The sequence below is a fragment of the Streptomyces angustmyceticus genome (assembly GCF_019933235.1).
Classification (GTDB): Bacteria; Actinomycetota; Actinomycetes; order Streptomycetales; family Streptomycetaceae; genus Streptomyces; species Streptomyces angustmyceticus.
In genome coordinates this window covers 1,936,337-1,959,874 of the sequence record NZ_CP082945.1, presented here as the reverse complement: position 1 = coordinate 1,959,874, position 23,538 = coordinate 1,936,337, and the positions used below count along the sequence as shown (strand labels likewise).

Genomic DNA, 23,538 nt, shown 5'->3' with positions numbered 1-23,538 from the left:
CTGAGCTGCGTCGGAGAGGGGCAGAGCCGAGTCGGAGAAGGGGCAGAGAGGAGCAGAGGTGAGCAGAGAGGAGCAGCGTGAGCAGAGACGAGCTGAGCCGAGCGGGGAGGGATGCGGTGAGCTGAGATGAGATGAGCTGATGTCCGACCCGATGGCGGGCGGTGCTGCGGGAAATCCGGTGGGGATCGGGGCGTACCACGGCAATACTCGGACGGGTGTTCCTGACGATAGCCACCACCGGCAGCGCCGACCGTCCCGCGACCGACCTCGGGTTCCTGTTGCACAAGCACCCTGACAAGGTGCAGCAGTTCTCGACGTCGCACGGCACCGCGCACATCTTCTATCCCGAGGCCGACGCTCAGCGGTGCACGGCCGCGCTGCTGTTGGAGGTCGATCCCATCGCCCTGGTGCGCCGGGGCCGGGGCAAGGGGCGGGGCGGCGCTCCGGATTCGGCGCTGGGGCAGTACGTGAACGACCGGCCGTATGCGGCTTCGTCGCTGCTGGCGGTGGCGTTGAGGAGCGTGTTCGCCAGCGCGATGAGACAGTGCACGGCCCGGCCCGAACTGGCGGCCCGGACGATGCCGCTGCGGATCGAGGTACCGGTGCTGCCGGCGCGGGGCGGCGCGGTGCTGGTGCGCAAGCTGTTCGAACCGCTGGGCTGGACGGTGCTCGCCGAGCCGTTGCCGCTGGACGGGACGTTCCCGGAGTGGGGGGACTCGCGCTACGTACGGCTCGTCCTGGAAGGGGAGTGCCGTCTCGCCGAGGCACTGCGGCATCTGTATGTGCTGTTGCCGGTACTGGACGACGCCAAGCACTACTGGGTCGCCCCGGACGAGGTCGACAAGCTGCTGCGGGCCGGCGAGGGCTGGCTGGAGGACCACCCGGAGCAGCGGGTGATCGTCGGCCGCTACCTCGCGCGGCGCTGGTCGCTCGCGCGCCGGGCCATGGAGCGGCTGGAGCTGGAGCGGCTGGCCGAGTCGGACGACGCGGCCGCCGAGGAACTCGACAACGCGGTGGACGAGGAGGCGGACACCGACGAGAAGCCGGTGCCGCTCGCCGTCCAGCGGAGGGAGGCGATCCTCGGCGTGCTGCGTTCGGCCGGGGCGGCGCGGGTGCTCGACCTGGGCTGCGGGCAGGGCCAGCTGGTCGGTGCGCTGCTGAAGGAAGCGCGGTTCACCGAGGTCGTCGGGGTGGATGTGTCGATGCGCGCGCTGCACGAGGCGCGACGCCGGCTGCGGCTGGACCGTATGCCCGAGCGGCAGTCGGAGCGCGTGCGCCTGATGCAGGGGTCGCTGGTGTACACCGACAGCAGGCTGAAGGGGTATGACGCGGCGGTGCTGAGTGAGGTCGTCGAGCATGTCGATCCGCCGAGGCTGCCGGCGCTGGAGTACGCGGTGTTCGGGTCGGCCAGGCCGCGGACCGTCGTGGTGACGACGCCGAACGTCGAGTACAACGTGCGCTGGGAGTCGCTGCCCGCCGGCCAGGTACGGCATGCGGATCACCGCTTCGAGTGGACGCGGGAGGAGTTCCGGCACTGGGCGCGGGAGGTCGCCGGGCGACACGGTTACGAGGTGACCTTCGCCCGGGTGGGCCCGGACGATCCCGAGGTCGGCCCGCCCACCCAGCTGGCGCACTTCCGTATGGCGGAGAGGGGCGGGGGCCAGGGCGAAGGCCGCAGCCATCGTGCAGGCGGTAGGCACAGTGAAGGCGGCAGGCAGAGTGAAGGCAGTGGTGAGGGTGAGGACAACCATCGCCGTGCGGGCGGCGGCGATGCGACGGCCGGGAAGGAGGTCGCGGCATGACGGATGAGAGCCGTACCGGGTACGGGGACGAGAGCAGGCATGGGGACGAAAGCCCCGAGGGGAGCGAAAACCCGAAGGGGAGCGAGAGCCGGCAGGGGCACGAAGGCCGGCCGGAGGGCAGCACTCCGCAGGAGCGTGCCCCCGAGCCGCAGCCCCGGCCGGAGCCTGAGCCGCAGCTCCGGCCCGAGCCGCAGCTCCGGCCCGAGCCGCAGCTCCGGCCCGAGCCGCAGCTCCGGCCCGAGCCGCAGCCCCAGCCGCAGTCCCGGCCCGAGTCGCAGTCCCAGACCGAGTCGGAGCGGCGGGCTCTCGCCGTGCCCGACCTCTCGCTGGTGGTGCTGATCGGGGCCACCGGGTCCGGCAAGTCCACCTTTGCCGCTCGGCACTTCCGGCCGACCGAGGTGCTTTCCTCCGACGTCTGCCGGGGGCTGGTCAGCGATGACGAGAACGACCAGAGTGCCAGCGGCGACGCGTTCTCGGTGCTGCACTTCATCGCGGCCAAGCGGCTGGCCGCCGGGCGGCTGACGGTCGTGGACGCGACCAATGTGCAGGCCGAGGCGCGTGCCCAGCTGGTGCGGCTGGCCCGGGAGCATGACGTGCTGCCCGTGGCGATCGTCCTGGACGTGCCCGAGCAGGTCTGCGCCGCCCGTAACGCGGGGCGCGCCGACCGAGCCGGGCTGCCCCGCCGGGTCATCCAGCGCCACCAGCGCGAACTGCGCCGTTCCCTGCGGCACTTGGAGCGGGAGGGCTTCCGCAAGGTGCACCTCCTGCACGGCGTGGCGGAGGTGGAGTCGGCCGAGGTCGTCAGGGAGCGGCGGTTCAACGATCTGCGGCATCTCACCGGCCCGTTCGACATCATCGGCGACATCCACGGCTGCCGTGCCGAGCTGGAGACCCTGCTCGGCAGGCTGGGCTATGCGCTGGTGCGCGACGCGCTGGGCCGGCCGGTGGACGCGGCGCACCCCGAGGGCCGTACCGCGGTCTTCGTCGGCGACCTGGTGGACCGCGGGCCGGACAGCCCCGGAGTGCTGCGGCTGGTGATGGGCATGGTCGGAGCCGGACATGCGCTGTGCGTGGCGGGCAACCACGAGAACAAGCTCGGCCGCTACCTCAAGGGCCGCAAGGTCCAGCACACCCACGGGCTCGCCGAGACCATCGAGCAGCTGGAGAAGGAGGACGCCGCCTTCCGCGCGGAGGCCGGGGCGTTCGTCCACGGCCTGGTCAGCCACTACGTCCTGGACGGCGGCGGACTCGTGGTCTGCCACGCCGGCCTGCCGGAGAAGTACCACGGCCGGACGTCCGGCCGGGTGCGGTCCTTCGCACTGTACGGCGACACGACCGGCGAGACCGACGAGTTCGGCCTGCCGGTGCGCTACCCGTGGGCCGAGGACTACCGCGGCCGCGCCGCCGTCGTCTACGGCCACACCCCCACCCCGCGCGCCAACTGGCTCAACAACACCCTTTGCCTGGACACCGGCTGCGTCTTCGGCGGAGCGATGACAGCGCTGCGCTGGCCGGAACGCGAGCTGGTGGACGTGGCGGCGGAGCAGGTCTGGTACGAGCCCGCGCGGCCGCTCGCCGCGGAGGCGCCCGGCGGGGCGGACGGCCGTCCGCTCGATCTGGACGATGTGGCCGGGCGGCGGGTCGTGGAGACCCGGTACATGGGCCGGCTCGCGGTCAAGGAGGAGAACGCCGCGGCCGCGCTGGAGGTGATGAGCCGCTTCGCGATCGACCCGCGGCTGCTGCCGTACCTTCCGCCGACGATGGCGCCGTGCGCGACCTCGGCGGAGGACGGCTACCTGGAGCACCCGGCGGAGGCGTTCGCCGGGTACCGGGCGGACGGCGTACGGGAAGTGGTGTGCGAGGAGAAGCACATGGGGTCGCGTGCCGTGGTCCTGGTGTGCCGTGACGAGAGGGTGGCCGAGGAGCTCTGCCCTCGCACGCACGGCACGGCAGGCACCCCCTTCGGGGTGCCGAAGGGGGCTTCGGGCGCCCTGTACACCCGCACCGGCCGGCCGTTCTTCGACGACCCGGGGACGACCGAGCGCATCCTGCGGCGGGTGCGGGACTGCGCGGAGGAGGCCGGTCTGTGGGCCGAGCTGGACACCGGCTGGCTGCTGTTGGACGCCGAGTTGATGCCGTGGTCGCTGAAGGCGACGGGGCTGCTGCGCCGGCAGTACGCGGCCGTGGGCGCGGCGGCCGGTGCGGCGTTCCCGGGTGTGCTCGGTGCGCTGGAGGCGACGGCCGCCCGTGGGGTCGAGGTGTCGCCGCTGCTCGCCCGGCAGCGGGACCGGGCCGCGGACGCCGCCGCCTTCACGGAGGCGTACCGGCGCTACTGCTGGCGCGTGGGGGCGGCGGATGCATCGCGCACGGCGGATGACCCGCACGCGGCAGATGCTCCGTACGCGGCAGATGCTCCGCACGCGGCGGACACCCCGCATCCCGCGGACGCCCGGCACGCCGCGGCGGACGGCCTCGCTGACCTGGAAGGCGTCCGGCTCGCGCCGTTCCAGATTCTCGCGGTGCAGGGCCGCAGCCTCGCCGGGCTGGCGCACACCGACCAGCTGGCCCTGATCGACCGGCTCGTCGCGGCGGAGGGCGCGGTGACGGCCCGGGGCGGCGCGGGGGCCGGCGGCGGCCCGGACCGGCCCGGCCTGCTCGCCACGACGCGGCGGATCATCGTCGACACCGAGGACCCGTCGTCGGTCGCGGCGGGCACCGCCTGGTGGCTGGAGCTGACCGCCGACGGCGGCGAGGGCATGGTCGTCAAACCGGTCCGGGCGCTGATACGCCAGGGCGACGGTCGGCTCGTCCAGCCGGGCGTCAAGTGCCGTGGCCGCGAGTACCTGCGGATCGTCTACGGGCCGGAGTACACCCGCCCGGAGAACCTGGCACGCCTGCGGAGCAGGCATCTGGGCCACAAGCGCTCGCTGGCCCTGCGCGAGTACGCACTGGGCCTGGAGGCGCTGGACCGGCTGGCGGAGGGCGAACCGCTGTGGCGGGTGCACGAGGCGGTCTTCGCGGTGCTCGCGCTGGAGTCGGAGCCGGTGGACCCGCGGTTGTAGACGGGCCGAAGCGGCGTACGGGCCTGGAGGAGGAGCGCCCCCGGCCCGTCCCGCCGCCGCCCCGGGCGACCCGACATCCCCCGACTCCCTCCGTCGAGGCGTCCGAGCGGCCAAGATGGGTGGATGGGATTCCAAGTCGACTCCGAGGCCGGGCGGCTGCGCCGGGTCATCCTGCACCGCCCCGATCTGGAGCTGAAGCGGCTCACGCCCTCGAACAAGGACGCCTTGCTCTTCGACGACGTGCTGTGGGTGCGCCGGGCGCGGGCCGAGCACGACGGGTTCGCGGACGTGCTGCGCGACCGGGGGGTGGAGGTGCACCTCTTCGGGGACCTGCTGGCCGAGAGCCTGCAGATCCCCGCAGCGCGGACGCTGATCCTCGACCGGGTCTTCGACGAGAAGGAATACGGGCCGCTGGCCACCGATCACCTGCGGTCGGCCTTCGACGAACTGCCGGTGCCGGAGCTGGTGGAAGCGCTGGTCGGCGGCATGACCAAGCGTGAGTTCCTGGAGCGGCATGCCGAACCGACCTCGGTCCGCTTCCATGTGATGGATCTCGACGACTTCCTGCTGGGCCCGCTGCCCAACCACCTCTTCACCCGTGACACCTCCGCCTGGATCTACGACGGCGTCTCGATCAACTCGATGCGCTGGCCCGCCCGGCAGCGTGAGACCGTGCACTACGAGGCGATCTACCGCCACCACCCGCTCTTCCGCGACCAGGACTTCCACGTCTGGTCCGAGGGGCAGGCGGACTTCCCCTCGACCATCGAGGGCGGCGACGTCCTGGTGATGGGCAGTGGCGCGGTGCTGATCGGGATGAGCGAACGCACCACGCCGCAGGCCGTGGAGCTGCTGGCGCGGGGGCTGTTCGCGGCGGGTTCCGCACGCACGATCGTGGCGCTCGACATGCCCAAGCGCCGGGCCTTCATGCATCTCGATACCGTCATGACCATGATCGACGGCGATACCTTCACCCAGTACGAGGGGCTGGGGATGCTCCGCTCGTACACCATCGAGCCGGGCTCGGGCGACCAGGACCTGAAGGTCACCGATCATCCGCCGGAGCATATGCACCGCGCCATAGCGGCCGCGCTGGGCCTGTCCGACATCCGGGTGCTGACCGCGACCCAGGACGTGCACTCGGCCGAGCGTGAGCAGTGGGACGACGGCTGCAACGTGCTGGCGGTGGAGCCGGGCGTGGTGGTGGCGTACGAGCGCAACGTCACCACGAACACCTTCCTCCGCAAACGCGGCATCGAGGTGATCACCATTCCGGGGAGTGAGCTGGGACGCGGGCGCGGCGGGCCGCGCTGTATGAGCTGCCCGGTGGCGAGGGACGCGGTACCCGGGGCAGCCTGAGCGTGAGCCCGGATCCGTCCGGGGCGTGACGGGGTAACCCTTCCCGGGACGGGACCCGGTTCCGTCCGTGGAAGCGGGGCCTGGTTCCGTTTACGGGGGCCGGGACCCGGTTCCGAGCAGGGGCGCGCCGGTCCGCCGGCCTGGTTCCGTTCCGGGGAGGTACCGGACCGTGCGGGACCGGTGGCTCCGTATAGAGATACGGGAGTGCGTATACACTTCCGGAGTCCGAGTCCGTCCCGACTGCCGCGAACCTCAGGAGCCCACCCCATGGCGATAGACCTCACGGGCCGCCACTTCCTCAAGGAGCTGGACTTCAGCGCCGAGGAATTCCGCCGACTGATCGACCTGGCGGCCGAGCTCAAAGCGGCCAAGCGCGCCGGCACCGAGGTTCCCCGTCTCCGGGGCAGGAACATCGCCCTGATCTTCGAGAAGACCTCGACCCGGACCCGCTGCTCCTTCGAGGTCGCGGCCGCGGACCAGGGTGCCTCGACCACGTACCTGGACCCGTCCGGCTCGCAGATCGGGCACAAGGAGTCGGTGAAGGACACCGCTCGGGTCCTCGGCCGGATGTTCGACGGTATCGAGTTCCGCGGGAGCCGGCAGTCCGACGTGGAGGAGCTGGCGGCCCACGCCGGAGTGCCCGTCTTCAACGGGCTGACCGACGACTGGCACCCGACCCAGATGCTCGCGGACGTGCTGACCATGGTCGAGCACGGCGGGGGCCGCCCGCTGACCGAGACCGCCTTCGCCTACCTCGGCGACGCCCGCAACAACATGGGCAACTCCTACCTCGTCACCGGCGCCCTGCTCGGCATGGACGTACGGATCGTCGCGCCCCGGCAGCTCTGGCCCGAGGAGACGGTGGTCGCGCAGGCGACGACGCTCGCCGAGAGCAGTGGCGCCCGTATCACCCTCACCGAGGACGTCGCCGAGGGCGTGCGCGGCGCGGACTTCGTGACGACCGATGTCTGGGTCTCCATGGGCGAGCCCAAGGAGGTGTGGGACGAGCGGATCGCGCTGCTCGCCCCGTACGCGGTCACGATGGACGTGCTGCGCGCGACCGGCAAGCCGGAGGTGAAGTTCCTGCACTGCCTGCCCGCGTACCACGACCTCGGCACCGCGGTCGGCCGGGAGATCCACGCCCGGCACGGACTGTCGTCGCTGGAGGTCACCGACGAGGTCTTCGAGTCCGCGCACTCCGTCGTCTTCGACGAGGCGGAGAACCGGATGCACACGATCAAGGCGGTGCTGGTCGCGACGCTCGCCCGGTAGGGCCCCCGGACCTCGGCCTCAGCGGCGGCGCGAGCGCTGCCGCTCGGGCAGGGTGAACCAGACGGCCTTGCCGCGCGGCGTGGGGCGGCAGCCGGAGGCACGACTGAGCGACCGGACCAGCAGCAGGCCGCGGCAGCTCGGCGTGGTGCTGTCGATGCGCGACGTGCCGGGGGGTCCGTCGGCGTCGGCATCGGCGTCGGCATCGGCATCCGCGTCGTCGTCCACGTCCCCGCCGCCGACGCCCGTCCCGTCGCGCCCGGCATCCTCCCTGCCGTCACCGTCACCGTCACCGTCACCGTCATAGTCACCGTCACTGTGTCCGTGACCGTCTCCGTCGCGCGCGTCCTCCCGCCCGGCGTCCTCCCGCCCGGCGACCTCCACCCCGTCACCGTCCCCGGCCTGCCCGCCGTCCTCCCCGCGCTGTGTCGGAAGGCGGCCGTCGCCGGTGGAGCGACCGCCTGCCGCTCCGCCCTCCGAACCGCGACCATCCGCCGCGTCGTCCCCGTAGCCATGGCCATCCCCCGCGCCGCCCTCCGGGGAAGGCGGGCTGCCGAGTCCCCGGACGAGGTAGGAATCGCCGTCGTGGACCTCGATGCGGCAGCCGGCCGGGCGCAGCTCCACCACCAGCTCGATGGGGTCGGTGTCGCGGGTGTGCCGGAGGGCGTTGGTGACCAGTTCGGCGGTCAGCAGCTGAGCGGTCGTGCGGTCGGCCGTCGCCCGGAGGTCCTGCATCGCGGTCCTGACCATCGCACGGGCGATGGGGACGGCGGTGGAGCTGCGGGGGAGCGTGATGCGCCAGGTCGGGGTGGCGGGCGGTTCCAGCATGCCTGTGCGTTCCGTTCACAGAAGACCAGGTCGGATTCCTGAGGCCGGCGGGACACGTCCACGGTAGGAAGCGCCGACCCCGCTGAATCAGGGGCATGCGGCCGGAATGCGCATGACCTCCGTCATGCGACGGCCGGGACCTTCGACCAGTCCCGGCCCCAGTCCCAGCCCCAGCCCCCGACTCCCGACCCCACCCCCGACCCACGCTCGCCGCACCCCTCACCCCCCACCACGCCACTATCGCGTCCTCGTGACGACAGTCATGAATCGGTGATAACTTCGGCAGGGCATCCGGAACACCATCCACCCGGCCGGTCGGCCAAAGGGGGCAGGCAGCCCGATGAGCCCGTTCGCAGGATCAGCCCGCAGCACCGACACCTGGCAGCACATCCGCGTGACCAGGAAGGACGGGATCGTCACCGTCACGCTGGCGCGCCCGGACAAACTCAATGCGCTCACCTTCGAGGCCTACGCCGACCTCCGTGACCTGCTCGCGGAGCTGTCCAGGGAGCGCTCGGTGCGGGCCCTGGTGCTCGCGGGGGAGGGGCGCGGCTTCTGCTCCGGCGGGGACGTCGAGGAGATCATCGGCGCCACCCTGGACATGGACACCGGGCAGCTCCTGGACTTCAACCGGATGACCGGGCAGGTCGTCAGGGCCGTGCGGGAGTGCCCGTTCCCGGTGATCGCGGCGGTGCACGGGGTCGCCGCCGGAGCGGGCGCGGTGCTCGCGCTGGCCGCGGACTTCCGCGTCGCCGACCCGTCCGCCCGCTTCGCCTTCCTGTTCACCAAGGTCGGCCTCTCCGGCGGGGACATGGGCGCGGCCTACCTGCTGCCGCGGGTGATCGGCCTCGGCCACGCCACCCGGCTGCTGATGCTCGGCGACGCCGTCCGGGCGCCGGAGGCCGAACGGCTCGGCCTGATCAGCGAACTGGCCGACGAGGGCCGGGTCGACGAGGCGGCCGCGGCGCTCGCCCGACGGCTCGCCGAGGGGCCCGCGCTGGCGCACGCCCAGACCAAGGCGCTGCTCACCGCGGAGCTCGACATGCCGCTGGCCGCCGCCGTCGAGATGGACGCCGCCACCCAGGCGCTGCTGATGAACAGCGCGGACTACGCCGAGTTCCACGCCGCTTTCACCGAGAAGCGGACGCCCAAGTGGCAGGGGAAATAAGCATGCGGGTCGCCGTCATCGGCGGGGGACCGGGCGGGCTGTACGCCGCGGTCCTCCTCAAGCGCCTCGACCCCACCCGCGAGATCACCGTCTGGGAGCGCAACGCGCCCGACGACACCTTCGGTTTCGGTGTGGTGCTCTCCGACGAGACCCTCGGCGGCATCGAGCACGCCGACCCGGAGGTCTACCGCGCCCTCCAGGCGGAGTTCGTCCGCTGGGACGACATCGACATCGTGCGCCGCGGCCGCACCCTGACCTCCGGCGGCCACGGCTTCGCGGCGCTGGGGCGGCGCCGGCTGCTGGCGGTGCTCCACCGGCGCTGCCGCGACCTCGGCGTCGACCTGCGCTTCCGTACCGAGGCCCCGCCCGCCGCCGAACTGGCCCGCGAGTACGACCTGGTGATCGCCGCCGACGGGGTGCACAGCGCGACCCGCACCGCCCACGCCGACGCCTTCCGCCCGCAGCTGACCACCCACCGCTGCCGCTACATCTGGCTCGCCGCCGACTTCGCCTTCGACGCCTTCCGCTTCGAGATCGCCGAGACCGAGCACGGCGTCGTACAGCTCCACGCCTACCCCTTCGCTGGTCCGTCGCCCGCCCCGCACCCCGAGGCGCGCTCCACCGGGGCGTCCGTCTCCGGGACGGACGAGGGCACGCTCGGGGCCAGCACGGTCATCGTCGAGATGCGCGAGGAGGTCTGGCGGGCCGCCGGACTCGACCGCTGCGACGAGCGCGAGTCGGCGGAGTGGTGCGCCAAGATCTTCACCGACGCCCTGCGCGGCCGGTCGCTGCGCTCCAACAACTCCAGCTGGATCGCCTTCCGCACGGTCGTCAACGACCGCTGGTCGCACGGCAACACGGTGCTGCTCGGCGACGCCGCGCACACCGCGCACTTCTCCATCGGCTCCGGCACCAAGCTCGCCGTCGAGGACGCCCTCGCGCTGGCGGCCTGCCTCCAGGAGCAGCCCGACACCGCCACGGCCCTGGCCGCGTACGAGGAGGAGCGCCGTCCGGTCGTCGCCTCCACCCAGCGCGCCGCCCGCGCCAGCCTCGCCTGGTTCGAGGAGCTGGGCACCTACCTGGACCAGCCGCCCCACCAGTTCGCCTTCAACCTCCTCACCCGCAGCCGCCGCGTCACCCACGACAACCTGCGGCTGCGCGACGCCGGATTCGTCGCCGCCGTCGAGCACGAGGCGGGCACCCCGGAGGCCACGCCCCCCATGTTCACGCCGTTCCGGCTGGGGGAACTGACGCTGCGCAACCGGGTCGTGGTCTCCCCGATGGACATGTACTCCGCCGGGGACGGCGACGGCACACCGGGCGACTTCCACCTCGTCCACCTCGGCGCCCGCGCGCTGGGCGGCGCCGGGCTGGTGATGACGGAGATGGTGTGCGTCAGCCCCGAGGGCCGGATCACCCCGGGCTGTACGGGGCTCTACGCGCCGGAACACGAGACGGCCTGGCGCCGGGTTACCGACTTCGTCCACACCTCCGCGCCCGGCACGGCCATCGGCGTCCAGCTCGGCCACTCCGGCCGCAAGGGCTCGACCCGGCTGATGTGGGAGGGCATCGACCAGCCGCTCCAGGACGGCAACTGGCCGCTCGTGGCCCCCTCCGAACTCCCCTACCGCGCCGGCGTCAACCAGGTCCCGCATGCGCTGACCGGGGACGAACTGGACACCGTCCGCGAGCAGTTCGTCCGCTCCGCCGAGTCCGCTGCCCGCGCGGGCTTCGACCTCCTCGAACTCCACTGCGCCCACGGCTACCTGCTCTCCGGCTTCCTCTCGCCGCTCACCAACCACCGCACCGACGCCTACGGCGGCGACCTCACGGCCCGGCTGCGGTTCCCGCTGGAGGTCTTCGACGCGGTCCGCGCCGTGTGGCCGGCCGGGCGCCCGATGACGGTCCGGATCTCCGCGACCGACTGGGCGGAGGGCGGCACCACCGCGGACGACGCGGTCGCGATCGCGCGGGCCTTCGCCGAGCACGGCGCCGATGCCATCGATGTGTCCACCGGACAGGTCGTCCCCGACGAACGCCCCGACTTCGGCCGCTCGTACCAGACCCCGTTCGCCGACCGCATCCGCAACACCCTCGGCGTGCCGGTCATCGCGGTCGGCGCCATCTCCTCCTGGGACGACGTCAACTCCCTGGTGCTCGCGGGGCGCGCGGACCTGTGCGCGCTGGCCCGACCGCATCTGTACGACCCGCACTGGACGCTGCACGCCGCGGCCGATCAGGGGTACGCGGGCCCCGGCGCTCCCTGGCCGCTGCCCTATCAGGCGGGCAGCCGCACCCCGCCGACCGGACGCACCGATGCACCGAAGCCCCGCCTCACGCTGCGGTGAGGGGGAGGCACGGGCAGCGGGGCGGGGCCGATACGGGGCCGTCCGGCGAGTGGTGGGGGGCGGGACGGCGAGGCGGTCCGCCAGGGGTGGGGCGGAACCGTGCGGGGAGGCGGCGGTCCGGGAGTCCGTGGTGCGGGAGTCCGTGGTGCGGGTCCGGTGCGGCGGGCCGGCGGCCGGGGAGCCGGCGGGCGGGGGAGGGGCCGGTGACGAGACCGGTCAGGAGGCCGGTACGCAGGCGAGCCGGGCGATGACCACCGGCTTGCCGTGCTGCTCGACGGTGACCTCGACCTGCCGGCGGTCGCCGTCGGTACGGCCCGAGGTCCGCGCCTGCACCCAGGACGGCGCGTCGAATTCGGCGTAGCGCTCGAAGGAACAGTCCATCGACGCCGGCACGGTGAAACCGGGCGTCGTCGCCTGGGCGGCCTGGCGGGCGGCCTCGACCATCAGCATGCCGGGCGTGTGATCCACGGGGTGGTCGAAGAGCACCGGGTGCGAGGTGTCCACCCGCAGCTGCCAGCGGTCGGCGCGGTCGGTGGGGGAGAGCACCACATCGTGGTCGCGTTCGCGGGCGACCAGTTGCGGGGCGACGGCCCCGGGCAGCGGAACCCTGCGGGAGTTGGCGAGGACCACGTCGCAGTAGTCGCCGCGCAGCCTGCGGTACACGGCCGGGCTGTGACAGGAGTAGACGAGCGCCGCGGAGGCCAGGTCGGCGCCGTCGCACAGGATCCGGAACTCCTGGCGGATGCTGACCAGCCGGGTGCCCCGATACATCACGTCGTGGTCGGTGACCTCCAGGACGACCTCGGCCGGCCGTTCCGTGACGCGCAGCGCCTGCGGCGCGAGGTCGTAACGGACGTGCTGCCAGATGATCGGGTGGTCGAGCGGCACACCGTGCGCGACATGGCTGAGTAATATCCCGGCCTGCCGGATGGTCTCTATCACCAGCACCGGGTCGTGCAGCCCGTGGCGGGGGCCGTAGAACGTGTGGGCGCGCGGCCACTGGGCGCTGACCACCCAGCCGTCGTCGCCGCGCCGCCAGTTGGTCAGGAAGACCTCGGACAGGGCGAGACGGTGGACGTACTCCCGCGGCACGGTCGTGGTGAGCTCGGACGGTCGATGGGTGTCGGCGAACCGGCCTCCGAGGTCGGGGCGCTCAGCGCGCGAGTACGGCGTGAGCGTGGCGCCGGCCATAGGTGCTTCCTCTCTGTGATGCGGCTCCCGGGGCCCTTGCGGGTCGAGCCTCGCTGGCGGTGCGTAAACATACGGACTGTCTGGTTTGTTTTCCGGTGCTGGGCGGGCCGGGGCCCTGCCGGGAGAGGGGAGGGAAGGGTCAGACCGGGATCTTCACGGAACGGCCCTGCGGGTCCAGATGACCCAGCGCGCCGGGCGCCGCGAGGCCCGGGAGGGTGTGCTTCCACAGGGTCGTGACGCGCTCGGGGAGGTCGGCGCGATTGGTCGCCGCCCGCGAGAACAACTGCACACCCATGTAAGCGGCGACGAAGAACTCGGCCGCCCGCTCCGGTGCCACACCGGCCAGCAGCTCGCCGTTGTCCCGGGCCTCGGTGAACATCGTGGTGATGATGTCGGTCCAGGCCTGGTACGGCACCAGCGGTTCCTCACTGAACGTCGTCTCGACCGCGATCCGGGTGCCGGCCTGCAGCAACGGGTCGCTGCGCAGGGCCAGCGCCACCTGGTGGGTGAAGTCGATCGCGTCCTGCAGCCGGGACTCGCTGACCTGTGGAACGAACGGATCCGTCTGCTCCGATATCACCGCGCGGGCCAGCGCGTCCTTGGACGTGAAATGGAAGTACACGGCTCCCTTGGTGACCCCGGCACGCTGGATGATCTCGGCCATCGTGGCGGCCTGGTACCCGCGGGTGCCGATGACGTGAGCCGCTGCTTCGAGGACGGCGCGTCGGGTGCGCACTGCGCGTTCCTGCTTGACCACCGATCATCCTCCGTATGCTCTCTTGGAGTTGTTGTGCCTGGGTGCGACCCGCCGCACGTGGCCGCGCAGTCTATTTCCGCATCATAAAGAAGCCAACCGTGCGGTATTGGAGTGCGTGGGCCCCGGTGGAGAGCCCGATCGGCACGACCCGGCGCCGTGAACCGGTGCGGTGCCGGCGAGCACTACGAGCGCGAGGAGCTGTCCGATGCCCCCCACCGTCGTCCCCGCCATACCCGCCCTCCATCGCGAAGTCCGGCTCGCCCGCCGGGGCGACGGCGAACTGACGGAAGGTCATTTCATCATTGCCGAGGTACCGGTGCCGGAACCGGGGCCGGGACAGGTGCTGGTGCGTACCCGCGTGATGGCGGTGACCGCGGCGATGCGGACGCAGATGGCGGGAATGCGCCTGCCGATGGCCTCATTCGTCGCGGGCGAGGCGCTGTGGGGCTCCGCGGTCGGCGAGGTGGTGGCGGCCCCGGACGGCGGCTTCACGCCCGGTGAACTGGTCCATCACCCCTATGGCTGGCGGGAGTTCGCGGCCGTCGAGGAGTCGCGCCTGCGTCGCCTGGACCCCGAGGAGCTGCCGAGCCTCGCCGCGCATCTGTCGCAGGGGGCGACGGCCTGGGGGGCGCTGCGCCTGGCCGCCGAGATCCGGCCCGGGGACACCGTCTTCGTCACGGGGGCGGCGGGCGGAGTGGGCAGCCTGGCCGGGCAGCTGGCGCGGCGGCTGGGCGCCGGCCGGGTCGTCGGCAGCACCGGCTCGGAGCGCAAGGCGGCCCGGCTGCGCGCGGAGTTGGGGTACGACGACACGATCGTGCGCGGCGCCGGGCCGATCGAACGCCAGCTGCGCCGGGCGGCGCCGGGCGGCGTCGACGTGCTGCTGGACACCGTGGGCGGCGAGCAGCTCACGGCGGCGCTCGCGCTGGCCCGGCCCGACGCGCGGTTCGCGCTGGTCGGCGCGCTCTCCAGCCAGCTGGGCGGGAGCGGTGTCAGCGGCGCCCCGGTGGAGCTGGACACGGCGCTGGTCATCACGCGGCGGGTGGCCCTGCGCGGCTTCGGCCTCCCTGCGCACCCGGATCTGCCGCAGGAGTGGACCAAGGAGTTCGGGCAGGGCCTGCGGGAGGGCTCCCTGGTCTTCCCGCATGCCCTGCTGAAGGGCATCGAGCAGGCGCCGCGGGCGCTGTGCGAACTCACGCAGGGGCGTCATATCGGGGCCGTACTGGTCGAGTTGTGAGGCCGCACCCGTAGGGAGCGGAGGGGAGGCCGCGCGCGCCGGCGCGGTCAGCCCGCCGCCGGGAGCTGCGTCGGCGCCGGGATGCCGACGGCGCAGACCTGTCCGGCCGCGGCCGGCAGCAGCTCCCAGAGTCCGACGACGGCCTCCCTGTCCCACCACGTCCGGTCCTCGCCGCCCAGATGGAGCAGGCCCACCACGAGCGAGGTCAACAGCTGGGCCGTGCGCCGCGGTTCGGCGTCCGGGGTGTGCGGCCCGGCCGGTCCGCCGGTCCCGCACGTCACCGCCTTGTCGAGGAAGAGGGCGTACCAGCGCTGCTCCAGGGCGTAGATGCCGAGCCCCGGCGCGGTCTCCGGGCGCAGCCGCAGTCCGGCGCGCAGCACGGCGTCCGACGCGACCCGGTCGAACAGCTCGACGGTGAAGTCCCGGACGGCGGTGGTCAGCGGCTCCGGGGAGCGGGTGAAGGCGTCCTCGATCTCCTTGAGGGTCGCCAGCGCGGCGTCGCGTACCGCGAGCGTGAGGTCGTCCTTGGACGTGAAGTGGAAATAGAGGGCCCCTTTGCTCAGCCGGGCCCTTCGGCTGATCTCGACCATGCCCGCTGCGGGTACCCCCTTCTCCAGGAAGGTCTCTGCGGCCGAGCGGATGAGTGCCTGGCGGCTCTGGATGGCGCGATGCTGGGTGGGCACGGTGTCCGTCCCGTCTCTAGTACGGCTGCGAGCTCACTGCAGTCTACATAGAAAACCAACCATGCGGTTCTGTATGCTTCGAGGGAATGGCCGGAACTGGCGCGCCCTGACGCGAAGACGGCGCCCGGCCGCCGGGAGGGCCCCGGGGGCTTCTGGAGCGCTGTCCCCCCAGTTTGGCCCGTGGGCAAGGGTGTTGTCGACCCGTCAGAGGGCCCAAAGGTCCATTGACAAACAGCGCAGACGGTTTTTAAATCTCCGAAGGCGGTAAACGGGAAGGTCCCTTCCGTTGCAGCCGTCTTGACGGTCGCGTACCGCCCGGGACAGCCGTGCGCCATGGCGAGACCGCCTCTGCCCTCACCAGTCCTCGACCGCAGGCCGCCCCACCAGCCGAGCCAGCATCGCCACCCGAGCCCCTGCACCCCCATCGGAATCCGGAAAGGTCTCCACCCATGCGCGTAGCAACGGAAGTCGAACGTCCCGTGAGAGGTGTGCGGGGGGCCGGCGGCGAGACGATCAGGGCCGCCGTCTTCGATCTGGACGGCACCCTCGCCAACACGCTCCCCCCGATCAGTAAACTCCTGGTCAAGGTGGCCTCGGAGCAGGGGTGTTCGGTGACCGCCCGGCAGGCCGCGGCCGCCATCGGCAAGCCCCCCGGCCCGGCTTTCGGCCGACTGCTGGGCAGGCCCGAGGACGACGGCCGGGTGCAGGCGGCCATCTCCCGCTACCGCGAACTGTTCGCCTACGAAGTCCTGTGCCAGGGACCGCAGCTGCTCTTCCCCGGCGTGACCGCGGGGCTGTCCGCGCTGCGTGCCCACGGCGTGGAGCTGGCCGTCGCCACGTCCAAGACCACCCGCAGCGCCGAGGCGCTGCTCGACGTCATGGGCATCCGCGACCTGGTCGGCCCGGTCATCGGCCAGGACATGGTCCGGCGGGGCAAGCCGCACCCGGAGATGGTGCTGCGGGCGGCGGGCCGGCTCGGGGTCGCGGCCTGGCAGAGCGCGTATGTGGGGGACACGGTGGGGGACATGAGGATGGCGGTCACCGCGCGCATGGAGCCGGTCGCGGTGACCTACGGCGTCGGCACGTTCGGCGAACTCGCCGCGGTCGCCGGCACCCGGATGTGCAGCTCGTTCAAGGACGTGGTCTCCGTGATCGCCGCCGCCAGGCCGCGGCCCGGCGTCGCCGCGGTGGGGGCCCAGCAGCGCCGCCGCTGAGCCGGCGCGGGGGCGAGGAGGGCGCTCGGGGGCCGGTGTCGTCACACCGCCGCCCGTCCCGCAGGCGGACGACGGTGGTCCGACGGCTTCTAGGCCCCGCTCGTCACCTCGTGCGCGTAGCGGGCACCGGCGGCGTGCAGCGTGCTGTGCAGCCGGCCGAACACGTCGGCCGCGCGGCCTCCCGGCCAGTTCTCCGGCAGGAGGGGAGAGGGCAGTCCGGGATCCGCGTAGGGCAGCTGACGCCAGGCGTCCAGCGCCAGGAGATAGTCGCGGTAGGCCGCTTCGGGGGGCACCGAGCGGCGCCGGGACCACCGCGCGAGGACGGGCTCCTGCTCGTCGAGGAAGGCACGGTGCCGCGCGGCGAGGGCGTCCAGGTCCCACCAGCGCGCCACCGCGTCGGCCGTGGGGGCGAAACCGGCGTGCTCGCCGGTGAACAGGTCGACGTACGGGGCGAGTTGCAGCCGCTCCAGGGTGTGCCGGGTCTCCTCGTAGAGCTGCGCGGGGGCGATCCACACGCCCGGCGCCGCGGTGCCGAAGCCGAGCCGCGCCAGCCGGGAGCGCAGCAGGTGCCGCTTGTGCCGCTCCTCCTCGGGGACGGAGAAGACGGCCAGCACCCAGCCGTCGGACAGCCGGGCCGCCGGGCGGCCGAAGATCCGCCGGTCGCCGTCCTCCAGGAGCTGGCGGGCCGCGTCGGACAGGCCGTACGCGGCCGCGCCCGTGGCGGTGCGCGCGGCGACCAGCAGCCCGCGCCGCTTGAGCCGGGAGACCGCGGAGCGCACCGACGGCGGGTCCACGCCGAGCGCACCGAGCAGCCGGATCAGGGCGGCGACCGGCACCGGCTCCGCGGTACCGCCCGCCGGGCCGGTCCCGTCGCGTCCGTAGGCGCCGTAGAACGTGACGATCAGGGACCGTGGGGTGCGCTGCGTTTGCTGGTCGTTCACCGGGTCACTCTAGATGGGGTCCCCGCAGCCGGAAGCGCTGCAGCTTCCCGGTCGGGGTGCGTGGCAAAGAGGTGTGGAAGACGATCTCACGCGGGCATTTGTAGGGCGCGATCCGGGTCTTGGTGAAGGCGCGGAGCGCGGCGACGGTGTCCTCGCCGCCCGCGACGCCCGGCCGCAGCACGACATGGGCGACGACCACCTGCCCGCGGTCCTCGTCGGCCCGTCCGACCACCGCCGCCTCGGACACGTCGGGATGCCGCAGCAGCGCGTCCTCCACCTCGGGGCCCGCGATGTTGTAGCCGGCCGAGATGATCATGTCGTCCGCGCGGGCCACATAGCGGAAGTAGCCGTCCGGTTCGCGGACGTAGGCGTCGCCGGTGAGGTTCCACCCGTCCCGTACGTACTCCGTCTGCCGGGGGTCGGCGAGGTAGCGGCAGCCGGTCGGGCCGCGGACGGCCAGCAGCCCCGGCTCGCCGTCCGGCAGCGGGGTGCCGTCCGCGCCCACCACCCGCGCCTCGAAGCCGGGCACCGGCAGCCCCGTCGTACCGGGGCGGACGGCGTCGTCGGCGGCCGAGATGAAGATGTGCAGCAGCTCCGTGGCACCGATGCCGTTGATGATCCGCAGGCCGGTCGCCTCGTGCCAGGACTGCCAGGTCGCGGCGGGCAGGTTCTCACCGGCCGACACGCACCGGCGCAGCGAGGAGACGTCGTGCCCGGGGAGCTTGGGCAGCATCGCGCGGTAGGCGGTCGGCGCGGTGAACAGCACCGAGATGCGGTGTGCCGCGATGTCGCCGAGCAACTGCTCGGGGCCGCCCCAGTCGGCGAGGTAGGTCGAGGCGCCGGCCCGCAGTGGGAAGATCACCAGCCCGCCGAGACCGAAGGTGAAGCCGAGCGGCGGGCTGCCGGCGAACACGTCGTCCGGCTCCGGGCGCAGCACCTGCGCCGAGAAGGTGTCCGCGATGGCCAGCACATCACGGTGGAAGTGCATACAGCCCTTGGGGCGGCCGGTGGTGCCGGAGGTGAAGGCGATCAGCGCGACATCGTCGGCGGAGGTCTCCACGGCCGGGTACGGCGCGCCGCACGGCGGGGCCAGTTGCCGCAGATCGCCGGGCCCGTCCCCGCCGAACGTGGTGATCCGCAGCTCCGGGATCTCGGCCTTGACGAGGTCGTCGACCGAGCGGACGTCGCACAGCGCATGGCGCACCCGCGCGATCCCCGCGATCGTGGCCAGCTCGTCGGGGCGCTGCGCGGCCAGCACGGTCACCGCGACCGCCCCCGCCTTCATGACGGCGAGCCAGCAGGCCGCCAGCCAGGGCGTGGTGGGCCCGCGCAGCAGGACGCGGTTGCCCGGCACCACCCCCAGCGGGCCGGTGAGCGCGTGGGCGATCGCGTCGACCTGCGCCCGCAGCTCCCCGTACGTCCAGACCGGGCCGCTCGCGTCGCGGACGGCGGGCCGGTCGGCGCCGAACCGCGCGATGGTGCCGTCCAGCAGCTCGGCGCCGCAGTTCAGCCGGTCGGGACAGTCCAGGTCGGTGAGGTGCGGCCACTGGTCGGGGGGCGGCAGGTGGTCGCGCGCGAAGGTGTCGGCGTGTGCCGAGGGCCGTAGCTCCATGGCGTATGCCCCCTAGGGCGTGATGTACGGATCATGGCGGGCTCGCGTGGGGGTGGCCGAGGAGCGGCCGGGCGGGGCGGGCGGTGCGGTGACCGGTCGGGAGGGCGCGGTGGGCGGCTCGTGCGACGGGCCGGGTACTGCCGTTCGGATCCGCCGTCAGCGTAACGTGTTCGTGACGGCAGTCAACAGACCGCGATAGAGCACCGCTACCAGGGGAGCCGCTTCGTGACCGTATGCGTACTGGGGCCGGACGAGCAGGAATGGTGCGCCGAACTGCGCGCGCTGACGGCCGAACGGCTGAGCCCGCTGGCCGAGAAGGGAACGGAGGGCCGGGTCAACCGCCCGCTGGTCGCCGCGCTCGGCGAACTCGGCCTGCTGCGGCGCCTGTTCCCCGACGGCGGCGCCCTGCGCGCCCTGGATCTGTGCCTGTTGCGCGAATCCCTCGCCCAGGAGTGCACGGAGGCGGAGACCGCGCTGGCGCTCCAGGGCCTGGGCAGTTATCCGATCCTGCAGTCGGGGACCGAGGCCCAGCGCGCCCGCTGGCTGCCGGAGGTGGCCGCGGGGCGCGCGGTCGCGTCGTTCGCGCTGAGCGAGCCGGGCGCGGGCTCGGACGCCGCCGCGCTGTCCCTGGCCGCCGAACCGGACGGCCCGGACGGCTGGCGGCTCACCGGCGAGAAGTGCTGGATCTCCAACGCCCCCGAGGCGGACTTCGCCACCGTCTTCGCCCGTACCACGGACGGGGCGGGCGCGCGCGGCGTGACGGCCTTCCTCGTGCCCGCCGACCGGCCGGGCCTGACCGGCACCCGCCTGGAGCTGCTCAGCCCGCATCCGATCGGGACGCTGGAGTGCGACGGCACGCCCGTGACCAGGGCGGATGTCCTGGGCAAGGTGGACGGCGGCTTCGCCGTCGCGATGGCCACCCTGAACCTCTTCCGGCCGAGCGTCGGCGCCTTCGCGGTCGGCATGGCCCAGGCCGCACTCGACGCGGCACTGACCCACGCCGGCGCCCGCACCGCGTTCGGCGGCCCCCTCAAGGACCTGCAGTCCGTCGGCCACCAGCTCGCCGAGATGGCCACCCGCGTCGAGGCGGCCCGCCTCCTGGTCTACGCGGCCGCCTCCGCGTACGACACCGGGGCCCCCGACATCGCCCGCCGCTCGGCGATGGCCAAGCTGCTGGCGACCGAGACCGCCCAGTACGTCGTCGACGCCGCCGTCCAGATCCACGGCGCCCGCGCACTCCAGCGCGGCCACCTGCTGGAACACCTCTACCGCGAGGTCCGCGCCCCCCGCATCTACGAGGGCGCCACGGAGGTACAGCGCTCGATCATCGCCAAGGAGCTGTACCGGGGGAGGTCCTGAGCGGGGCGCGGCCCTGACGCCGCGCACGCGCACCCCATATCCATACGAGCAGCCGATTGGCGATGCGCCCCCTCCCGGTAAGCCGTGCCGTCTGCCGTCTGCCGTCTGCCGTCTGCCGTCTGCGTCCGCCGTCCTTCGTGCGCGTGCGGCGTTCGCGGCTGGGTCCCGGGACCAGCGGGCAAGGCGGCAGGCCCAGGGGCAGCCGCCCGCATCCCGGCCGACGGGCGGTGATCGGTGCCGGATGGCACGCTGAGGCGAGAGGACCCGCGAAGGGAGTCGTCATGATCACTACTGACTTCGTCCCCGGCTCCCCGTGCTGGCTCGACCTCGGCTCCCCCGATGTCGAGGTCGCGGCGGCCTTCTGCCGGGCCGTATTCGGCTGGCGGGCCGAACCGTACGGTGACCAGGGCGCGGGTGGATACACGCTCTTCCGGCTCGACGGGAAGGCCGTCGGCGCGGTCGGCCCGCTCCCCGGGGACGGCGCCCGCCCGGCCTGGACGCTCTACTTCCACACCCCCGACGCGGACGCGACGGCCGCGGCGGTGCGGCAGGCCGGCGGCGCGGTCCGCTCCGCCCCCGCCCTGGTCGGCGCGGACGACGGCCGGTTCGCCCGGCTCACGGACCCGCAGGGCGCGGAGTTCGCCGTCTGGCAGCCGGTGCGCTACCCCGGCGTCGAAGCCGCGGACGGTCCGGGAAACCTGTGCTGGACCGAGCTGTACACCACCGACGCGTCCGCCGCCCGGACCTTCTACCGGACGGTCTTCGGCTGGAGCACCCAGGACATGCCGCTCCCCGGCGGGGGCGGCATCTACACCCTGCTCACCCCCGCCGGCTGCGGCGAGGAACGGATGCACGGCGGTCTCATGGAAGTCCCGGCCGACCTGCTCGGACCCGACGGAAAGCCGTACTGGCACCCGGTGTTCGCCTCCCGCGACTGCGATGCCACCGTCGGCATGGTGACCGGCAACGGCGGCACCCTCTCCATGGGCCCGGAAACCGCCGAGGGCGTCGGCCGCCTCGCCGTCTGCACGGACCCGTTCGGCGCCGAATTCGTGGTCCTCACCCCGGAGGGCACGCTCTGACGGCGGACGAGTACGCAAGCGGGACCGGCACCACCGCCACCACCGGCACCAACCACCCCACCCGCCGCAGCCCTTCCGCGAGACCGCGTACCTGCCTACCCGCCCTTGAACTCGGGCTGTTCACCGACCTGGACCTTCGCCTCGCGGAGCCTTGACGTGCCGGCGGCCTTCTCCCTGCCTCAGCCGCCCGCTGCCCGCTTCAGGACGCGGCGGGCGGCGGCCAGCCAACGGTCCTTGCGGGCCTTCGCCTCGTGCAGGCGGTCGGCGTTCTGCCGGATCAGGCGGTGCTGGACCCGGGTCTCGGCCGCTGCCCACACCGTCACCAGCTTCGCGGACTGCTGGCAGGTCACGTCGGCTCGGGCGGTGGCGAGTTCGGCCGGTGTGGGCTCGGCCGTCTTCCAGCGCTCGCTGCCGGCGGCGGCGTAGGGGTCCGGGTAGTCGAAGCCCGCCTTGGCCATGCAGGTGTGTCAGTCGCGCAGGGCGTCGCGTACTTCGGGGGTGCGCCGGGAGGTTTCCAGGGCGGTGCCGGTCAGCTGGTTGAAGGCGTGGTCGTCGAGGGGGGCGGTGGCGCCGACGAGTTGGCGGTCGGTGGCCTTCAGGCATCCGCCCTTGCCGGAGGGTCCGTAGGCCGCGCGCCGCACCTCGGCCGGGAGCGTCTCGCGTGCCTCCCAGGCGCGGCTGCGCCGAACCACCGACGGCGGGTCGGGACGCGGGTGGTAGCCGTGGCGGAGGGCCTCCGCCTCGTCGGCGCCGTATCGCCGGAGGTTCGGCGGCTCGGTGTCCTGGGCCGCCACCCGCGGCAGGGTCTTCCACTCCATGCCCCGGTCTTTCATGCACCGGCGCATGAGGATCTCCTGGGCGTCTTCCACGAGGTGGGTCTCGGCCAGGGCCGAGGCGTAGGCGTCCAGGGGAAGCCGGAGCTGCCGGGCCTGCCGGGACACCGGCAGGGAGTGCGGGGCGGGCGCGGGTTCGTGCTCGGCGGCGGTGCAGCCGGTGGCGGCCAGAAGCAGCAGAGCGAGCACGGTGGTGGTGCGGGCGCGGGAGGGCGGCATGGTGGCCTCTCGTCGTGCGGCGCGCGGTGCGCGTGGAGGGGCTGGCAGGGCGGGGCGGGGTGCGGCGCCCCCCGTTCGCCGCACCCCGCCCGTCAGCGGTGCCGTGCTGATCCAGTCCGCTGTCAGCAGTGGAACTTGATGGAGCTCGTCGCGTCGCTCATGTGGGGGTGGTCGCCGAAGTGGGGCTCCTTCTCGCCCTTTTCCAGGGAGAAGCGGGCGCCCACGTAGTTCTTGTGCTGGTAGAACGTGACCCTGCACGTGCCCAGGTTCTGGGCGGAGCTGATGGTGTCGTTCCAGCCGTCCTTCTTCAGGTTCTGCATGTTCTCGGTGAAGATCGTGTTCCGATTCGTGTAGTTGGCGTCCTGGTAGATCCTGACCTTTCGCTTGGCCGCGAGCGCCCCGAGGTCGGAGGCGTCGTGGGCGGTCGCCGTGCGGGACCGCTCGGCGGACGGCTGGGTGTCGCCGGCGAAGGCCGGCAGCGCGGCACCGAGCGAGAGTGCGGTCGCGGCGGCACCGGCAGCGACGATGTGACGCATACGCATGAGATGTTCCCCTCTGGTCGGCTCTCACGTGAACT

General features: G+C 73.0%; 18 protein-coding genes and 1 pseudogene. 10 read left to right on the top strand and 9 right to left on the bottom strand.

Going from position 1 to position 23,538, the window contains the following annotated elements; translation table 11 throughout:
- The first annotated feature begins 215 nt into the window (after positions 1 to 215).
- The 4 genes from K7396_RS08965 to argF all read left to right on the top strand — a co-directional run bounded on the left by K7396_RS08965 (position 216) and on the right by argF (position 7,495).
- Positions 216 to 1,802: a 3' terminal RNA ribose 2'-O-methyltransferase Hen1 gene (locus K7396_RS08965; RefSeq protein ID WP_086716211.1), complete on the top strand. Its 1,587-nt coding sequence runs from the start codon at positions 216 to 218 to the stop codon at positions 1,800 to 1,802.
- Complete coding sequence (locus K7396_RS08960) at positions 1,799 to 4,864, top strand: polynucleotide kinase-phosphatase (RefSeq protein WP_223659801.1); 3,066 nt, start codon at positions 1,799 to 1,801, stop codon at positions 4,862 to 4,864. The genes K7396_RS08965 and K7396_RS08960 overlap by 4 nt, the downstream gene beginning before the upstream one ends.
- A 123-nt stretch (positions 4,865 to 4,987) precedes the next feature.
- Positions 4,988 to 6,223 carry an arginine deiminase gene (locus tag K7396_RS08955; RefSeq protein ID WP_086716213.1) on the top strand — a complete coding sequence of 412 codons (1,236 nt, stop codon included), beginning with the start codon at positions 4,988 to 4,990 and terminating at the stop codon, positions 6,221 to 6,223.
- Positions 6,224 to 6,490: 267 nt separating this feature from the next.
- Positions 6,491 to 7,495, top strand: a complete 1,005-nt coding sequence (gene argF / locus K7396_RS08950) for an ornithine carbamoyltransferase (protein ID WP_086716215.1) — start codon at positions 6,491 to 6,493, stop codon at positions 7,493 to 7,495.
- Between the two features lie 18 nt (positions 7,496 to 7,513).
- On the opposite strand, the pseudogene K7396_RS36105 reads toward argF, so the two are convergent.
- Positions 7,514 to 7,630 (bottom strand): annotated as a pseudogene (locus K7396_RS36105) (ATP-binding protein); the annotation flags it as partial.
- Positions 7,631 to 8,660: 1,030 nt separating this feature from the next.
- Here K7396_RS36105 and K7396_RS08935 point away from each other — a divergent pair.
- A complete protein-coding gene (locus K7396_RS08935) occupies positions 8,661 to 9,488 on the top strand; it encodes an enoyl-CoA hydratase family protein (RefSeq protein ID WP_086716515.1) in 828 nt (275 codons plus the stop codon).
- Positions 9,489 to 9,490: 2 nt separating this feature from the next.
- The gene (locus K7396_RS08930; RefSeq protein WP_152104279.1) at positions 9,491 to 11,836 is read left to right on the top strand and encodes an oxidoreductase; all 2,346 of its coding nucleotides are present in this window, start codon (positions 9,491 to 9,493) and stop codon (positions 11,834 to 11,836) included.
- A gap of 216 nt (positions 11,837 to 12,052) precedes the next feature.
- Here K7396_RS08930 and K7396_RS08925 read toward each other — a convergent pair whose 3' ends face one another.
- Positions 12,053 to 13,027 carry a ScbA/BarX family gamma-butyrolactone biosynthesis protein gene (locus K7396_RS08925; protein ID WP_086720189.1) on the bottom strand — a complete coding sequence of 325 codons (975 nt, stop codon included), beginning with the start codon at positions 13,025 to 13,027 and terminating at the stop codon, positions 12,053 to 12,055.
- Between the two features lie 139 nt (positions 13,028 to 13,166).
- Entirely contained in the window at positions 13,167 to 13,763 is a 597-nt protein-coding gene (locus K7396_RS08920; RefSeq protein WP_223659799.1) for a ScbR family autoregulator-binding transcription factor, read from the bottom strand.
- Positions 13,764 to 13,989: 226 nt separating this feature from the next.
- Here K7396_RS08920 and K7396_RS08915 point away from each other — a divergent pair, with 226 nt between their 5' ends.
- Positions 13,990 to 15,018 (top strand): MDR family NADP-dependent oxidoreductase, encoded by a 1,029-nt coding sequence (locus K7396_RS08915; RefSeq protein ID WP_086720187.1) that lies wholly within the window; start codon positions 13,990 to 13,992, stop codon positions 15,016 to 15,018.
- Between the two features lie 47 nt (positions 15,019 to 15,065).
- Here K7396_RS08915 and K7396_RS08910 read toward each other — a convergent pair whose 3' ends face one another.
- Positions 15,066 to 15,701 carry a TetR/AcrR family transcriptional regulator gene (locus K7396_RS08910; RefSeq protein WP_086720186.1) on the bottom strand — a complete coding sequence of 212 codons (636 nt, stop codon included), beginning with the start codon at positions 15,699 to 15,701 and terminating at the stop codon, positions 15,066 to 15,068.
- A 479-nt stretch (positions 15,702 to 16,180) separates the two neighbouring features.
- Between K7396_RS08910 and K7396_RS08905 the strand changes: the two genes are divergently transcribed.
- Entirely contained in the window at positions 16,181 to 16,915 is a 735-nt protein-coding gene (locus tag K7396_RS08905; RefSeq protein WP_223659797.1) for an HAD family hydrolase, read from the top strand.
- An 89-nt stretch (positions 16,916 to 17,004) separates the two neighbouring features.
- On the opposite strand, the gene K7396_RS08900 is transcribed toward K7396_RS08905, so the two are convergent.
- Both K7396_RS08900 and K7396_RS08895 read right to left on the bottom strand, forming a co-directional pair.
- Positions 17,005 to 17,856 (bottom strand): PaaX family transcriptional regulator, encoded by an 852-nt coding sequence (locus K7396_RS08900; RefSeq protein ID WP_086720184.1) that lies wholly within the window; start codon positions 17,854 to 17,856, stop codon positions 17,005 to 17,007.
- 4 nt (positions 17,857 to 17,860) lie between these two features.
- Positions 17,861 to 19,468 carry an AMP-binding protein gene (locus K7396_RS08895; RefSeq protein ID WP_152104280.1) on the bottom strand — a complete coding sequence of 536 codons (1,608 nt, stop codon included), beginning with the start codon at positions 19,466 to 19,468 and terminating at the stop codon, positions 17,861 to 17,863.
- Positions 19,469 to 19,693: 225 nt separating this feature from the next.
- Here K7396_RS08895 and K7396_RS08890 point away from each other — a divergent pair, with 225 nt between their 5' ends.
- Together K7396_RS08890 and K7396_RS08885 are read left to right on the top strand one after the other, a co-directional pair.
- Positions 19,694 to 20,827 carry an acyl-CoA dehydrogenase family protein gene (locus K7396_RS08890; protein WP_152104281.1) on the top strand — a complete coding sequence of 378 codons (1,134 nt, stop codon included), beginning with the start codon at positions 19,694 to 19,696 and terminating at the stop codon, positions 20,825 to 20,827.
- A 281-nt stretch (positions 20,828 to 21,108) separates the two neighbouring features.
- A complete protein-coding gene (locus K7396_RS08885; RefSeq protein ID WP_086718614.1) occupies positions 21,109 to 21,909 on the top strand; it encodes a VOC family protein in 801 nt (266 codons plus the stop codon).
- Between the two features lie 179 nt (positions 21,910 to 22,088).
- Here K7396_RS08885 and K7396_RS08880 read toward each other — a convergent pair whose 3' ends face one another.
- The 3 genes from K7396_RS08880 to K7396_RS08870 form a co-directional block, all read right to left on the bottom strand.
- Positions 22,089 to 22,367, bottom strand: a complete 279-nt coding sequence (locus K7396_RS08880) for a hypothetical protein (RefSeq protein WP_223659795.1) — start codon at positions 22,365 to 22,367, stop codon at positions 22,089 to 22,091.
- A gap of 9 nt (positions 22,368 to 22,376) precedes the next feature.
- Positions 22,377 to 22,961: a hypothetical protein gene (locus K7396_RS08875; RefSeq protein ID WP_223659793.1), complete on the bottom strand. Its 585-nt coding sequence runs from the start codon at positions 22,959 to 22,961 to the stop codon at positions 22,377 to 22,379.
- 122 nt (positions 22,962 to 23,083) lie between these two features.
- The gene (locus K7396_RS08870) at positions 23,084 to 23,503 is read right to left on the bottom strand and encodes a peptidase inhibitor family I36 protein (RefSeq protein WP_086718613.1); all 420 of its coding nucleotides are present in this window, start codon (positions 23,501 to 23,503) and stop codon (positions 23,084 to 23,086) included.
- Positions 23,504 to 23,538: the final 35 nt, after the last annotated feature.

Bases quoted from the DNA above. Each gene is read 5' to 3' on its own strand.
- K7396_RS08960 (WP_223659801.1), top strand. From the start codon at position 1,799: ATGACGGATGAGAGCCGTACCGGGTACGGGGACGAGAGCAGGCATGGG.
- K7396_RS08955 (WP_086716213.1), top strand. From the start codon at position 4,988: ATGGGATTCCAAGTCGACTCCGAGGCCGGGCGGCTGCGCCGGGTCATC.
- argF (WP_086716215.1), top strand. From the start codon at position 6,491: ATGGCGATAGACCTCACGGGCCGCCACTTCCTCAAGGAGCTGGACTTC.
- K7396_RS08935 (WP_086716515.1), top strand. From the start codon at position 8,661: ATGAGCCCGTTCGCAGGATCAGCCCGCAGCACCGACACCTGGCAGCAC.
- K7396_RS08930 (WP_152104279.1), top strand. From the start codon at position 9,491: ATGCGGGTCGCCGTCATCGGCGGGGGACCGGGCGGGCTGTACGCCGCG.
- K7396_RS08925 (WP_086720189.1), bottom strand. From the start codon at position 13,027: ATGGCCGGCGCCACGCTCACGCCGTACTCGCGCGCTGAGCGCCCCGAC.
- K7396_RS08915 (WP_086720187.1), top strand. From the start codon at position 13,990: ATGCCCCCCACCGTCGTCCCCGCCATACCCGCCCTCCATCGCGAAGTC.
- K7396_RS08895 (WP_152104280.1), bottom strand. From the start codon at position 19,468: ATGGAGCTACGGCCCTCGGCACACGCCGACACCTTCGCGCGCGACCAC.
- K7396_RS08885 (WP_086718614.1), top strand. From the start codon at position 21,109: ATGATCACTACTGACTTCGTCCCCGGCTCCCCGTGCTGGCTCGACCTC.
- K7396_RS08880 (WP_223659795.1), bottom strand. From the start codon at position 22,367: ATGGCCAAGGCGGGCTTCGACTACCCGGACCCCTACGCCGCCGCCGGC.
- K7396_RS08875 (WP_223659793.1), bottom strand. From the start codon at position 22,961: ATGCCGCCCTCCCGCGCCCGCACCACCACCGTGCTCGCTCTGCTGCTT.
- K7396_RS08870 (WP_086718613.1), bottom strand. From the start codon at position 23,503: ATGCGTATGCGTCACATCGTCGCTGCCGGTGCCGCCGCGACCGCACTC.